This is a genomic window from Ancylobacter gelatini (assembly GCF_022601675.1).
Taxonomy (GTDB): domain Bacteria; phylum Pseudomonadota; class Alphaproteobacteria; order Rhizobiales; family Xanthobacteraceae; genus Ancylobacter; species Ancylobacter gelatini.
Genome location: NZ_JAKVIL010000015.1, coordinates 19,164 through 32,693 on the forward strand (window position 1 = coordinate 19,164; position 13,530 = coordinate 32,693).

Genomic DNA, 13,530 nt, shown 5'->3' on the forward strand with positions numbered 1-13,530 from the left:
CATGGCACTGCGGCTTCCGCGCATCGGCACGTCCCAGATCGTCGCGCTGGTGCTCATCCTGGCGGCGAACTGGTTGGTCTCCCCGCAATTCTTCGACATCCGCCTGCAGGATGGCCGGCTGTTCGGCAGCCTGATCGACGTGCTCAACCGTGGCGCGCCGGTGGCGCTGCTTTCGCTTGGCATGGTGCTGGTCATCGCCATGCGCGGCATCGACCTGTCGGTCGGGGCGATCATGGCGATCTGCGGCGCCATCGCCGCGAGCCTCGCCGACAGCCATTCGTTGCCGGTGGTTCTTGGCGCCGCGCTCGCCGCGGGCCTCGCCTGCGGTCTATGGAACGGCTTTCTCGTCGCGGTGCTGGGCATACAGCCCATCGTGGCGACGCTGATCCTGATGGTGGCCGGGCGCGGCATCGCGCAACTGATCACCGAAGGACGGATCGTCACCTTCAATTCGCCCGAGCTGGCCTTTCTCGGCGGCGGCTCGGTGCTCGGCCTGCCGACGCCGGTCGTGCTCGCGCTCTCCATGCTGGCGCTGACGCTGATCATCGTGCGCGGCACGGCGCTCGGCCTGATGATCGAGGCCACCGGCGGCAATCCGCGCGCCAGCGCGCTCGCCGGCATCGGCACCCGGCTGATCACCGTCGCCGTCTATATGTGGAGCGGCCTGTGCGCCGCGCTGGCCGGTATCGTCGCGGCCGCCGACATCCTCGGCGCCGATGCCAACAATGCCGGGCTGTGGCTGGAACTCGACGCCATCCTTGCCGTCGTGATCGGCGGCACCTCCCTGTTCGGCGGCCGCTTCTCCATCATTCTCGCCGTGGTCGGCGCGCTGATCATCCAGGCGATGAATACCGGCATCCTGCTCTCCGGCCTGCCGCCCGAGACCAACCTCGTGGTGAAGGCGGTGGTCGTGCTCGCCGTACTGCTCGCCCAGTCGCCGAAGCTGGGCGGCCACGCGGCCGGGCTCGGCGTGCTGTTCAGCCGGAAGAAGGCGTGAGGAGACCGACATGACCTCGTCCATATCCGCCCCCGCCGCCCTTGGCCGCCTGCTGCCGGTCCTCGCCACCACCCTGGTCTTCATCGCGGGATTTCTGGTCTGCGCGAGCATCTATCCCAACTTCGCCTCGATGCGCGTGGTCATGAACCTGCTCACCGACAACGCGTTTCTCGGCATCGTCGCCGTCGGCATGACCTTCGTGATCATTTCCGGCGGCATCGATTTGTCGGTCGGCTCGGTCATCGGCTTCACCACGGTCTTCCTGGCACTGGCGATCGAGCGCTGGGGCGTGCCGCCGCTCGTCGCCTTCGCGATGATCCTGCTGATCTGCGCGGCGTTCGGCGCCGGCATGGGGGCGGTGATCCAGTATTTCGACCTGCCGCCTTTCATCGTCACCCTCGCCGGCATGTTCCTGGCGCGTGGCTTGAGCTTCCTGCTCTCGACCCAGTCCATCCCGATCAATGCGGAGCTTTACTCCCACCTGTCCGACTACGCGCTGCGTTTCGGTGCGGGGGCGCGGCTCACCGTGCCGGCCATGATCATGCTCGCGGTCGTTGCCAGCGGGATGGTGCTGCTTCACCTCACCCGTTTTGGCGCCAATGTCTACGCGCTTGGCGGCTCGCGCACCGCCACGGCGCTGATGGGCGTCAACGTCAACCGCTCCACGGTGCTGATCTACACGCTCTCCAGCGCTCTCGCCGGCCTGTCCGGCATCGTGTTCTCGCTGTACACCTCGTCGGGTTACTCGCTGTCGGCGGTGGGTGTCGAACTCGACGCCATCGCCGCGGTGGTGATCGGCGGCACGCTGCTCTCGGGCGGCTACGGCTTCGTCTTCGGCTCCTTCGTCGGCGTGCTGATCCAGGGCCTGATCCAGACCTACATCAGCTTCGACGGCACGCTGTCGAGCTGGTGGGCCAAGATCGCCACCGGCCTGCTGCTCTTCGCCTTCATCGCCTTCCAGCAGCTGACGCTTCACATTGCCGGCCGGTCGGGGCGCCGCCCGCGCCTTGCCACAGCAGGAGCCGCACAATCGTGACCTCGCAGATCATCGTCATTCCCGCCCGGCGCGCCCATTCCAACCATGGGGAAGTCGCGCGCACCATCGGCATCGACATCATCGCCGGTCGCTATGGCGAGGGCGCCAAGCTGCCGGGGGACGCCGAGCTGACGCTGTTGTTCGGCGTGTCACGGCCGGTGCTGCGGGAGAGCGTGAAGACGCTGGTGGCCAAGGGCCTGCTGTCGACCAAGGCGCGTGTCGGCACCGTCGTGCTCGAGCGCGCGGCGTGGAACATGTTCGATCCCGACGTCCTCGCCTGGCATCTCGATGCCGGCATCGACAAGCGCTTCCTGCGCGACCTCTCGGAAATCCGGCTCGCGGTGGAACCCCGCGCCGCGGCGCTGGCCGCCGAGCGCCGGAGCGAAGATGATCTCGCCGTCATGCGCCGGGCGGTCGCGCGAATGAGGAGCGAGCCCGGCGCCTCCGACGGTTTTGCCGAGGCGGACCTCATTCTGCACGTCGCGGTCGCCACCGCCTCGGGCAATCCCTTCATGCGGTCGATCGGCGCGGTGATCGAGGCGGCGTTGCGCGCTTCGTTCGTGCTCAGCGCGCCCGGCGACGCACGCGAGCACGACATCGCGGTCGCCGCGCATGAGCGCATCGTCGAGGCCATCGCGGATCGTGACGCCGAGGCGGCCGGCGCGGCGATGATGAACGTGATCTTCAATGGCCTGCGCCGCCAGGGCGCGGCAGGCTGAACAGGTGCGCAGATGAGCGATGACGGGTCGAGACATGACGACAAGAAGGCGCTGCGCAGCCAGGCCTGGTTCGGCCGCCAGGACAAGATGGGCTTTTACTATCGGTCCTTCCTGAAGAATTCCGGCCAGCCGCAGGACCGCTTCGACGGGCGACCCGTGATCGGTATCTGCAACACCTGGTCCGAACTCACGCCCTGCAACATCCATTTCCGCGACCTTGCCGAGCATGTGCGGCGCGGCGTGCTGGATGCCGGCGGCTATCCGCTGGAATTCCCGGTCTCCTCGCTTGGCGAGGTGACGATGCGCCCGACCGCCATGCTGTTCCGCAATCTCGCCTCGATGGATGTCGAGGAGGCGATCCGCGCGCATCCGCTCGACGGCGTGGTGCTGCTGATGGGCTGCGACAAGACCACGCCGGCGCTGCTCATGGGCGCCGCGTCCGCCGATCTGCCCGCCATCGGCGTTTCCGGCGGGCCGCAGCTGCGCGGCGTCTATCGCGGCCAGATCATCGGCTCGGGCACCAACATCATCTCGATGAGCGAGCAGCTGCGCGCCGGCGAAGTGACGCTGGAAGAGTTTCACGAGGCCGAAGCCGGGATGAACCGCTCGTCCGGCTCGTGCATGACCATGGGCACCGCCTCCACCATGGCCTCGATGGTCGAGGCACTGGGGCTCGGCCTGCCCGAGAACGCCGCCATTCCGGCGGTCGATGCCCGGCGCAACCTACTGGCCCGCATGGCGGGCCGGCGCATCGTCGAGATGGTGGGCGAGGACCTCAAGCCCTCGGACATCCTCACACGCGCCGCCTTCGAGAATGCCATCCGCACGCTGGCCGCGATCGGCGGCTCCACCAATGCGGTGGTGCATCTGCTCGCCATCGCCGGCCGGGTCGGCATCGAGCTGACGCTGGCCGATTTCGACCGGCTCGGACGCGACATCCATTGCCTCGTCGATCTGATGCCTTCGGGACGCTTCCTGATGGAGGATTTCTATTATGCCGGCGGCCTGCCGGCGGTGCTGCGCACGCTCGGCGAGCGCGGCCTGCTCCACAAGGACGCCCGCACCGTCAACGGACGCACCGTCTGGGAAAACGTCGAGAAGGCGCCGAACTGGAATCCCGAGGTGATCACCCCGTTCGAGGCGCCGTTCAAGCCCGATGCTGGTATCGCCATCCTCACCGGCAACCTCGCCCCGGACGGCGCGGTGATCAAGCCGAGCGCAGCGTCGCCGCATCTGATGCAGCACACCGGCCGCGCCGTGGTGTTCGAGAGCGTCGAGGAGATGCACCACGCGGTGAACGACGAGGCGCTCGACATCGACGAGAGCTGCATCATGGTGCTGAAGAACTGCGGGCCGAAGGGCTATCCCGGCATGGCCGAGGTCGGCAACATGCCGCTGCCGGCCAAGCTGCTGCGCCAGGGCGTGCGCGACATGATCCGCATTTCCGATGCCCGCATGTCCGGCACGGCCTATGGCACGGTGGTGCTCCATGTCGCCCCCGAGGCGACCGCCGGCGGCCCGCTGGCGCTGGTGCGCAGCGGCGATCTTATCACGCTCGATGTCCCTGCCCGCTCGCTGCACCTGCATGTGGACGAGGCCGAGCTTGCCGCCCGCCGCGCCGCCTGGGTGCCGCCGGCCCCCCATGCCAGCCGTGGCTACCAGCGCCTGTACATCGACCATGTGCTGCAGGCCGACCGCGGCGCCGATTTCGACTTCCTCGTTGGGCGCTCCGGTTCGCCGGTCGGCCGCGACAATCACTGATCCGCACGAAGGGTGCATGATGACGACCAACTCCGCCGCCGGTCCCTATAAAGGTGTGTTTCCCGTTGCGCCGACGGTGTTCGACGACGAGGGGCGGCTTGATCTCGACGGCCAGAAGCGCGCCATCGACTTCATGATCGATGCCGGCTCGCATGGCCTTTGCATCCTTGCCAACTTCTCCGAGCAGTTCGTGCTGACCGACGAGGAGCGCGACCGGGTGATGGAGGCCGTGCTGGCGCATGTCGCGGGCCGCGTGCCCGTCATCGTCACCACCACCCATTTCGCCACCCACATCTGTGCCGAGCGCTCGCGCAGGGCGCAGGATCTGGGCGCGGCGATGGTGATGATCATGCCGCCCTATCACGGCGCGACCTTCCGCGTGCCGGAGCCGGCGATCTATGATTTCTATCGCGCGGTCTCCGACGCCATCGACATCCCGATCATGGTGCAGGATGCCCCCGTGGCGGGCACGCCGCTCTCCGTCCCCTTCCTCGCGAAGATGGCGCGGGAAATCGAGCACCTCGCCTATTTCAAGATCGAGGTGCCGCAGGCCGCCGCCAAGCTGCGTGCGCTGATCGAGGCCGGCGGGGATGCCATCGTCGGGCCATGGGACGGCGAGGAGGCGATCACGCTGATGGCGGATCTCGACGCCGGCGCGACCGGGGCCATGACCGGCGGCGGTTATCCCGACGGCATCCGCCAGATCCTCGACCCCTATGTCGCCGGCGACCGCGAGGCGGCGCTCGACGCCTATATGCGCTGGCTGCCGCTGATCAACTATGAGAATCGGCAATGTGGCCTCGCGGCCTGCAAGGCCCTGATGAAGGAAGGCGGCGTCATAGCCCATGACACGGTGCGCGCGCCGCTGCCGGCGATGCACCCCGCCACCCGTGCGGGACTGATCGAGATCGCGACGCGGCTCGATCCGCTCGTGCTGAAATGGGGCAAATGACATGATCACCGGTGCCACCCTCATCGGATCGCGCGACCTGTCCACTACCGCGACGTTCCGCGCCGTCGACCCGTCGCGCGGCATCGAGATGGAGCCGGCCTTCAGCGATGCGGGGCCGGCGGAGGTCGACATCGCCACACGCCTCGCGGCGGAGGCGTTCCCGATCTACCGCGCCACCGTGCCGGAACAGCGGGCCGCCTTTCTCGACCTGATCGCTTTGAAGGTCGAAGACGTCGGCGACGCCCTGATCGAGCGGGCGACGCAGGAGACCGGCCTGCCCACCGCGCGCCTTGAGGGTGAGCGTTCCCGTACCACCAGCCAGTTGCGGCTGTTCGCGAACTGGGTGCGGGCGGGCGGCGCCGACGAACCGCGCCTCGACAGCCCGCTTCCCCAGCGCACGCCGCTGCCGCGCGCGGATCTGCGCCAGCGCCATATCGGCATCGGGCCGGTCGCCGTGTTCGGCGCCTCGAATTTCCCGCTCGCCTTCTCGGTGGCGGGCGGCGATACCGCCTCGGCGCTGGCCGCCGGCTGCCCGGTCATCGTGAAGGGCCATCCGGCGCATCCCGGCACATCGGAGCTGGTCGGCCGCGCCGTGCGCGACGCCGTTGCCGCGTCCGGCCTGCCCGAAGGCGTGTTCTCGCTGCTCACGGGCCGCTCCAACGAACTCGGCGGCGCATTGGTGGCGGATCCGCGCATCAGCGCCGTGGGCTTTACCGGCTCGCGCGCCGGCGGCCTCGCCTTGATGAAGATCGCCACGGCGCGTCCGGTTCCGATCCCGGTCTATGCGGAGATGAGCAGCATCAACCCGGTATTCCTGCTGCCCGGCGCGCTGAGGGCGCGGGCCGAGGCGCTCGCGGCGGGATTCGTCGCCTCGCTCACGTTGGGCGCCGGCCAGTTCTGCACCAATCCAGGGCTGGTGATCGCGCTGGCCGGCGAGGACGTCGATCGTTTCATTGCCGCGGCGGGCGCGCGGGTGTCCGGCGCGTCGGCCGCAACGATGCTCACCCCCGGCATTGCAGGCGCCTATGCGAAAGGGATATCGGCGCTGGAGGCCAGCCCCGGCGTAACCGAGGTCGCGCGTGGCGGGGAGGGGGGCCCGAACGGCTGCCGCCCATCGCTGTTCGTCGCGGATGCCGACCTGTTCATGACGGCTCCGGTGCTGGCCCATGAGGTGTTCGGCGCGTCTTCCCTCGTCATCCGCTGCGCGGATGAAGACGAAATGCGCGCCGTCGCGCACGCGCTGGAAGGCCAGCTCACCGCCACCCTGCATCTGGAGCCGTCGGACCACGATCTGGCCGCTTCCCTGCTGCCGGTGCTGGAGGACAAGGCCGGGCGCATCCTCGCCAATGGCTGGCCGACCGGCGTCGAGGTCTGCCACGCCATGGTGCATGGGGGGCCTTTCCCGGCGACCAGCGACCCGCGCTCGACATCGGTCGGCACGCTGGCCATCCGCCGCTTCCTGCGGCCCGTCTGTTATCAGGACCTGCCCGAGGATCTTCTTCCCCCGGCGGTGCGCACCCGCAACCCGCTCCATCTGCCGCGCCTCGTCGACGGCGCGGTGGACCTGCCCACGGAGCCGCGCTCATGAGCCCCATCCGCCTCGCCATCATTGGCCTTGGCAAGATCGCCCGGGATCAGCATCTTCCCGCCATCGCGGCCACTCCCGGCATCGAGCTGGCCGCGATCGCCAGCCGCAACGCGACGCTGGACGGCGTGCCCCATTTCCCGACGATCGAGGCGTTGCTGGCCTCGTCGCAAGCCATCGACGCGGTGGCGTTGTGCACGCCGCCGCAGGGCCGGCACGCGCAGGCCGCCGCCGCGCTGGAGGCGGGCAAGCATGTGCTGCTGGAAAAGCCGCCCGGTGCGACGGTGAGCGAGCTTGCCCCCCTCATCGAGGTCGCCCGGCGCTCCGGTCGCACGCTGTTCACGACCTGGCATTCGCGTTTCGCGCCGGCGGTCGAGCCGGCCCGCGCCTTTCTGGCGCAGCACGCCATCCGCTCGGTGACGATCGAGTGGAAGGAAGATGTGCGGGTGTGGCATCCGGGGCAGGAATGGATCTGGGAGCCCGGCGGTCTCGGCGTGTTCGATCCGGCGATCAACGCGCTGTCGATCCTCACCTGCATCCTGCCGCGTCCGGTCTTCGTGACCGGCGCGCATCTCGCCTTTCCCGCCAACCGCGCGGCGCCGGTGCGGGCCGAGGTCGACCTCACCGACACCGCTGGCGTGCCGATCCGCGCCGAGCTGGATTTCCTGCAGACCGGGCCGCAGACCTGGGACATCCGTGTCGAGACCGACGGCGGTAGCCTCACCCTGTCTTCGGGCGGGGCGAAGCTGTTCCACGACGGCGCGCCGCTGATCGACGAGAAGGAGGCCGAATATGCCGGCATCTACCGGCATTTCGTCGATCTGATCGCGAATGGGCGCTCCGATGTCGACGCCACGCCGCTCGCGCTTGTCGCCGATGCCTTTCTGATCGGCCGGCGCAGCGTCGTCGAGCCTTTCGAGTACTGAGCGATGACCATGGCCGCCGCCCTCGATCTTCCCGTCATCGACCTGTTCGGCCTCATGCCCGACGGGGCGCCGGTGGAGCGCATTCGCCTGCGCGGCGCGGACGGCTTCGAGGTGTCGGTGCTTACGCTCGGCGCGATCATACAGGCCCTGCACGTGCCCGATCGCAGGGGCGAGACGGCTGACATCGTGCTCGGTCACGACACGCTCGAACCCTATCTGCGGCATCGCCGCTATTTCGGCGCGGCGGTCGGGCGCTATGCCAACCGCATTCGGGGCGGGACATTTTCGCTCGACCGGAGGGACTGCCGGGTTCCGGCGAATGACGGCCTCAACGCCCTGCATGGCGGACCGGACGGGTTCGACCGGCGGCTTTGGAAGATTGAGGCGACGGAGGGCGGGGCGACGCCCTCGGTCACGCTCGGCCTCGCCAGCCCGGATGGCGATCAGGGCTTTCCCGGGGAGCTGCGCGCGCAGATCACCTACCGTGTCAGCGGCACGGAACTCTCCATCGCCTTCGCGGCGACCACGACGCAGCCGACCGTGGTCAACCTGACGCATCACGGCTTCTTCAATCTGGCCGGCATCGAGCGGTCGAGCGACGTGCTGGACCATGTCCTGACGCTGGACGCCGAGGCCTATCTGCCGGTCGACGCGACGGCGATCCCGCTCGGCGGTCCCGCGGCGGTCGCCGGCACGCCGTTCGATTTCCGCACGCCCGTGGCCATCGGTGCGCGCATTCGCGAGGGGCATGAGCAAGTGCGGCTCGGGCGGGGCTACGACCATAATTACTGCCTGCCCGGCGGCCCGTCCGCGACGCCGCGACGCGCCGCCCGGGTCGAGCATCCCGGTTCCGGCCGGGTGATGGAACTGCTCACCGACCAACCCGGCCTGCAGTTCTATTCCGGCAACTTCCTCGACGGTACGGCGGAGGGAAAATTCGGCCGGCTCTACCGCCAGTCCGACGCCTTCTGCCTCGAACCGCAGGCCTGGCCGGACAGCCCCAACCGGCCGGACTTCCCCTCCGCCCGGCTCGACCCCGGCGAGACCTACCGCCACCTCTCGCTTTACCGCTTCTCGACCCTCTGACCATGGAGCGCGCCATGCACGGCACCTCACCCGAAACCGAGCGTACGCTCCGCTCCCGCGCCTGGTTCGACAACCCGGCCAATGTCGACATGACCGCGCTGTATCTGGAGCGCTACCTCAATTTCGGCCTCAGCCAGGACGAGCTGCAGAGCGGGCGGCCGATCATCGGCATCGCCCAGACCGGCTCGGACCTCTCGCCCTGCAATCGACATCATCTCGAACTCGCCAAGCGGGTGCGTGATGGCATCCGCGAGGCTGGTGGCATCGCCATCGAGTTTCCGGTGCACCCGATCCAGGAGACCGGCAAGCGCCCCACCGCCGGCCTCGACCGCAACCTCGCCTATCTCGGCCTCGTGGAAGTGCTTTATGGCTACCCGCTCGACGGCGTGGTGCTCACCATCGGTTGCGACAAGACCACGCCGGCCTGCCTGATGGCCGCCGCGACCGTGAACATTCCCGCCATCGCGCTTTCGGTCGGGCCGATGCTCAACGGCTGGTTCAAGGGCGAGCGCACCGGATCGGGCACCATCGTGTGGAAGGCGCGCGAACTGCTCGCCAAGGGCGAGATCGACTATCAGGGCTTCGTGAAGCTGGTCGCCTCCTCGGCACCGTCGACCGGCTATTGCAACACGATGGGCACGGCGACCACGATGAACTCGCTCGCCGAAGCGCTGGGCATGCAGCTGCCCGGCTCGGCGGCGATCCCCGCCCCCTATCGCGATCGGCAGGAAATCGCCTACCGCACCGGACTGCGCATCGTCGAGATGGTGCGCGAGGACCTCAAGCCCTCCGACATCCTCACCCGCGAGGCGTTCGTCAACGCCATCCGGGTCAACTCCGCCATTGGGGGCTCGACCAACGCGCCGATCCACCTCAACGCGCTTGCCCGCCATGTCGGCGTGGAACTGGGCATCGACGACTGGCAGACCTATGGCGAGGATGTGCCGCTGCTGGTGAACCTCCAGCCGGCCGGCGACTATCTCGGCGAGGATTACTACCACGCCGGCGGGGTGCCGGCCGTGGTGAAGCAATTGATGGATCAAGGGCTCATCGCCGAGGACGCCGTCACCGCCAACGGCCGCACGCTCGGCGATAATTGCCGCGAGGCGCGGATCGAGGACGAGGCGGTGATCCGCCCCTATGACCGCCCGCTCAAGGCGAAGGCCGGGTTCCGCGTGCTGCGCGGCAACCTGTTCTCCTCCGCCATCATGAAGACCAGCGTGATCTCGGACGAGTTCCGGGCCCGCTACCTCGCCAACCCCGACGATCCCGAGGCCTTCGAGGGCCGGGCCGTGGTGTTCGACGGGCCGGAGGATTACCACGCCCGCATCGACGACCCCGCGCTGGCCATCGACGAGACCACCATCCTGTTCATGCGCGGCGCCGGGCCGGTCGGCTATCCCGGCGCGGCGGAGGTCGTGAACATGCGGGCGCCGGACTACCTCATCAAGGCGGGCATCCACGCCCTGCCCTGCATCGGCGACGGGCGCCAGTCGGGAACGTCGGGCTCGCCTTCCATCCTCAACGCGTCGCCGGAAGCGGCGGCCGGCGGCGGCCTCGCTTTGCTGCGCACCGGCGACCGCGTGCGCATCGACCTCAGGCGCAACAGCGCCAACATGCTGGTGCCCGAGGACGAGCTGGAACGCCGCCGGCAGGAATTGGCGGCGGCCGGTGGCTATGCCTATCCCGCCAGCCAGACGCCCTGGCAGGAGATCCAGCGCGGCTTCGTCGGCCAGCTTGAAACCGGCGCCGTTCTGGAGCCAGCCGTGCGCTACCAGCGCATCGCCCAGACCATGGGGATGCCGCGTGACAATCACTAGCCCCGCCCCCCTTGCCGCTGCGACCCCGGAATGGGTGCCGGTCACCGTGCTGTGTGAGCAGCACTGCCATCTCGGCGAGGGCGCGGCCTATGATCCGGCGCGGGACACCGCGTGGTGGTTCGACATACTGGAGCGGCGCCTGTTCGAGGCGACGCTTGCGACCGGCGAGATCGTCACCCATGCGCTGCCGGTGATGGCGAGCGCGCTGGCCGCCGTCGACGAGCGCCGTCAGTTGCTCGCCACCGAGCTTGGCCTGATGCTGCGCGACATCGCCTCCGGCGCCGTTGACCTGATCGCCCCGGTCGAGGCGGGCAATCCGGTGACGCGCTCCAATGATGCGCGCGTGCATCCGAGCGGCACGTTCTGGTTCAGCACCATGGGCCGTGAGGCACAGGAAGGGGCCGGCACGATCTACGCCTATTGCGCCGGCCGGGTGGTGCCGCTGTTTCCGGGCCTCGCCATTCCCAACGCCATCTGCTTCTCGCCGGACGGCATGACCGGCTATTTCGCCGACACCGGCGCGAACCGCCTGCACCGGGTGCGTCTCGATCCGGCGACCGGGCTGCCGTTGGAAGCGCCCGCCGTGATCCATCTGCACCAGGGGGCCGGCGGGCTCGACGGCGCGGTGACGGATGACGAGGGGCTCATCTGGTGCGCCATGTGGGGAGGCGCCCGGCTCAATGTCTATTCCCCGGTCGGGGAGCTTGTCCGCAGTGTCGCGGTGCCGGCCCTTCAGGCCAGTTGCCCGGTCTTTGTCGGCGCGGACTTCGACCGTCTGCTGGTGACCTCCGCCTTTCAGCACATGGACGAGGCCGCCCGCGCGGCGGATCCCCATCACGGGCGCACCTTCCTGCTCGAGATCGGGGCGCGCGGCCGGGCCGAACCTCGCGTCAGGCTGGGGGGCGCGTGATGGCACCGCAATTCGACCGGCTTTCCCACATCGCCGTCGACTGGGGCACGTCGAGCTTCCGCCTCTGGGCGCTCGACGCGCAAGGCAACGTGCTGGCGGAGCGGCGTAGCGCACAGGGGCTTGCCGCCGCGTCGTCCGAAGGTTTCGAGACCACGCTCGAAGCCCACCTCGCCGCGCTCGCCGTGCCGGACGGTGTCCCGGTCATGATGTGCGGCATGGTGGGCTCGCGCAGCGGCTGGGTCGAGGCCGCCTATGTCGACACGCCGGCGACGCTCGACGGGCTGGTCGCCCAGGCCGTGCAGGTTCCCTCCACGCGGCGGCGAATCCGCATCCTGCCCGGCCTTGCTCAGCGTGATCCCGCGCGGCCTGATGTCATGCGCGGCGAGGAAACCCAGTTGCTCGCCCTCGCCAGCGCGGGCGTGACGGGGCCGGCCTGCCTGCCCGGCACCCATTCCAAATGGGTCAGGATGCAGCGGGGCGAGGTGGAGCATTTCGCCACCTTCATGACCGGCGAACTGTTCCAGCTGCTGCGCGCCCAGTCGGTGGTCGCGCCCGCGGTCGCCGGGGCGGTGGAGAGCGACCCCGCCGGTACCGCCTTCGCGCTGGGGGTCGGCGAAGGTCTTTCGGCCCCCGAGACGGTGAGCCATGCGCTGTTCCGGCTCCGGGCGGCCTGGCTGCTGACCGGCGCCGAGCCGGCCGACACGCTGTCGCGGCTCTCGGGCCTGCTCATCGGCGCTGAACTCGCGGGCGCCGCCCGGCTGTTCGGGACGCTGGACGGCGTCGCGCTGGTGGCGTCGGGACCGCTGGCGCGGGCCTATCGCGCCGCCCTCAGCATCGCTGGCGTCGGCAACGTCGCCTTTTTCGACGCCGAGAACTGCGTCCGGGCGGGGCTGCACGCCGCCGCAATCACCACCTTCCGACTGGAAAGGAACGCGCCATGACCCCGCTTACGCCGCCCGTCCCATGGCCGCGCCTGCGGCGCCCGCTGGTCGCCATCCTGCGCGGCATCCTCCCGCAGGAGGCCGCCTCGATCGCGGGCGCGCTGGTCGAGGAGGGGTTCGAGGCCATCGAGGTGCCGCTCAATTCGCCGGACCCGTTCCGCTCCATCGAGACGATGGCCCGGCTTGCGCCGTCGGGCGTGCTGATCGGCGCCGGAACGGTGCTGGAGACGGCCGAGGTCGACCGGCTGGCCGATGCTGGCGGGCGGCTCATGGTCAGTCCCAATGTTGACGCTGACGTCATCGGCCGGGCGGTGGGGCATGGGATGGTCACCATGCCGGGCGTGCTGACTCCGACGGAAGCTCTCGCGGCGGTGAAGGCGGGGGCCTCGGCTCTCAAGTTCTTCCCCGCCAATCTGCTCGGCCCTTCCCTCATTCAGGCGATCGCGGTGGTGCTGCCGGCCGGCACGATTGTCGGCGCCGTCGGCGGCGTCGGCGAGAGGGAGTTCGCCGCCTATGGCGCGGCCGGAATCCGTACCTTCGGCCTCGGCTCCAGCCTCTATCGGCCGGGGGCCACCGCCAGCGAGGTCAGGGAGAAGGCGCGGGCGGTCATCGCCGCCTACGACGCCGCCTTCCCGATGGCCCAGGAGACATTGCGCGCCGACGGATGAGGCGCGCACTCGCGGGAGCCCCGCCAAAAAACGGCACGCCGAAGGCGGCCAAGGAAACGCTGAATCGCAGAGCCCCAACGCTCAAGGAGCTGACGACATGAAACGCCTGACGACGCTATTCTCCGCAAC

General features: G+C 69.2%; 12 protein-coding genes. All 12 read left to right on the plus strand.

The features are described 5' to 3' along the window. The first annotated feature begins 1 nt into the window (after position 1). The 12 genes from MKI84_RS19950 to MKI84_RS20005 are packed head-to-tail and all read left to right on the plus strand — an operon-like array spanning position 2 to position 13,401. Entirely contained in the window at positions 2-997 is a 996-nt protein-coding gene (locus MKI84_RS19950) for an ABC transporter permease (RefSeq protein WP_241622022.1), read from the plus strand. Positions 998-1,007: 10 nt separating this feature from the next. Continuing rightward, positions 1,008-2,033 carry a galactofuranose ABC transporter, permease protein YjfF gene (yjfF, locus tag MKI84_RS19955; protein WP_241622023.1) on the plus strand — a complete coding sequence of 342 codons (1,026 nt, stop codon included), beginning with the start codon at positions 1,008-1,010 and terminating at the stop codon, positions 2,031-2,033. Beyond that, positions 2,030-2,752, plus strand: coding sequence for a FadR/GntR family transcriptional regulator (locus tag MKI84_RS19960; RefSeq protein ID WP_241622024.1), 723 nt, complete (start codon positions 2,030-2,032; stop codon positions 2,750-2,752). The genes yjfF and MKI84_RS19960 overlap by 4 nt, the downstream gene beginning before the upstream one ends. A 12-nt stretch (positions 2,753-2,764) precedes the next feature. Continuing rightward, on the plus strand, positions 2,765-4,513 hold the full coding sequence (locus tag MKI84_RS19965; protein ID WP_241622025.1) for an IlvD/Edd family dehydratase: 1,749 nt from the start codon (positions 2,765-2,767) through the stop codon (positions 4,511-4,513). Positions 4,514-4,529: 16 nt separating this feature from the next. Continuing rightward, positions 4,530-5,465, plus strand: a complete 936-nt coding sequence (locus MKI84_RS19970; RefSeq protein WP_425353870.1) for a dihydrodipicolinate synthase family protein — start codon at positions 4,530-4,532, stop codon at positions 5,463-5,465. Position 5,466: 1 nt separating this feature from the next. Then, complete coding sequence (locus MKI84_RS19975; protein ID WP_241622026.1) at positions 5,467-7,053, plus strand: aldehyde dehydrogenase (NADP(+)); 1,587 nt, start codon at positions 5,467-5,469, stop codon at positions 7,051-7,053. After that, entirely contained in the window at positions 7,050-7,976 is a 927-nt protein-coding gene (locus MKI84_RS19980) for a Gfo/Idh/MocA family protein (RefSeq protein ID WP_241622027.1), read from the plus strand. The genes MKI84_RS19975 and MKI84_RS19980 overlap by 4 nt, the downstream gene beginning before the upstream one ends. Positions 7,977-7,979: 3 nt before the next feature. Further along, complete coding sequence (locus MKI84_RS19985) at positions 7,980-9,062, plus strand: aldose epimerase family protein (protein ID WP_241622028.1); 1,083 nt, start codon at positions 7,980-7,982, stop codon at positions 9,060-9,062. 14 nt (positions 9,063-9,076) lie between these two features. Beyond that, positions 9,077-10,882: an IlvD/Edd family dehydratase gene (locus MKI84_RS19990; RefSeq protein WP_241622029.1), complete on the plus strand. Its 1,806-nt coding sequence runs from the start codon at positions 9,077-9,079 to the stop codon at positions 10,880-10,882. Then, positions 10,869-11,792 (plus strand): SMP-30/gluconolactonase/LRE family protein, encoded by a 924-nt coding sequence (locus MKI84_RS19995; protein ID WP_241622030.1) that lies wholly within the window; start codon positions 10,869-10,871, stop codon positions 11,790-11,792. Before MKI84_RS19990 ends, MKI84_RS19995 begins: the two co-directional genes overlap by 14 nt. Next, on the plus strand, positions 11,792-12,733 hold the full coding sequence (locus MKI84_RS20000; protein WP_241622031.1) for a 2-dehydro-3-deoxygalactonokinase: 942 nt from the start codon (positions 11,792-11,794) through the stop codon (positions 12,731-12,733). The genes MKI84_RS19995 and MKI84_RS20000 overlap by 1 nt, the downstream gene beginning before the upstream one ends. After that, positions 12,730-13,401, plus strand: a complete 672-nt coding sequence (locus MKI84_RS20005) for a 2-dehydro-3-deoxy-6-phosphogalactonate aldolase (RefSeq protein WP_241622032.1) — start codon at positions 12,730-12,732, stop codon at positions 13,399-13,401. The genes MKI84_RS20000 and MKI84_RS20005 overlap by 4 nt, the downstream gene beginning before the upstream one ends. Positions 13,402-13,530: the final 129 nt, after the last annotated feature.

What these genes read in the sequence shown, in the direction of transcription:
- MKI84_RS19950 (WP_241622022.1), top strand. Translation starts at nt 2, where the DNA reads ATGGCACTGCGGCTTCCGCGCATCGGCACGTCCCAGATCGTCGCGCTG.
- yjfF (WP_241622023.1), top strand. Translation starts at nt 1,008, where the DNA reads ATGACCTCGTCCATATCCGCCCCCGCCGCCCTTGGCCGCCTGCTGCCG.
- MKI84_RS19965 (WP_241622025.1), top strand. Translation starts at nt 2,765, where the DNA reads ATGAGCGATGACGGGTCGAGACATGACGACAAGAAGGCGCTGCGCAGC.
- MKI84_RS19970 (WP_425353870.1), top strand. Translation starts at nt 4,530, where the DNA reads ATGATGACGACCAACTCCGCCGCCGGTCCCTATAAAGGTGTGTTTCCC.
- MKI84_RS19975 (WP_241622026.1), top strand. Translation starts at nt 5,467, where the DNA reads ATGATCACCGGTGCCACCCTCATCGGATCGCGCGACCTGTCCACTACC.
- MKI84_RS19980 (WP_241622027.1), top strand. Translation starts at nt 7,050, where the DNA reads ATGAGCCCCATCCGCCTCGCCATCATTGGCCTTGGCAAGATCGCCCGG.
- MKI84_RS19985 (WP_241622028.1), top strand. Translation starts at nt 7,980, where the DNA reads ATGACCATGGCCGCCGCCCTCGATCTTCCCGTCATCGACCTGTTCGGC.
- MKI84_RS19990 (WP_241622029.1), top strand. Translation starts at nt 9,077, where the DNA reads ATGCACGGCACCTCACCCGAAACCGAGCGTACGCTCCGCTCCCGCGCC.
- MKI84_RS20000 (WP_241622031.1), top strand. Translation starts at nt 11,792, where the DNA reads ATGGCACCGCAATTCGACCGGCTTTCCCACATCGCCGTCGACTGGGGC.
- MKI84_RS20005 (WP_241622032.1), top strand. Translation starts at nt 12,730, where the DNA reads ATGACCCCGCTTACGCCGCCCGTCCCATGGCCGCGCCTGCGGCGCCCG.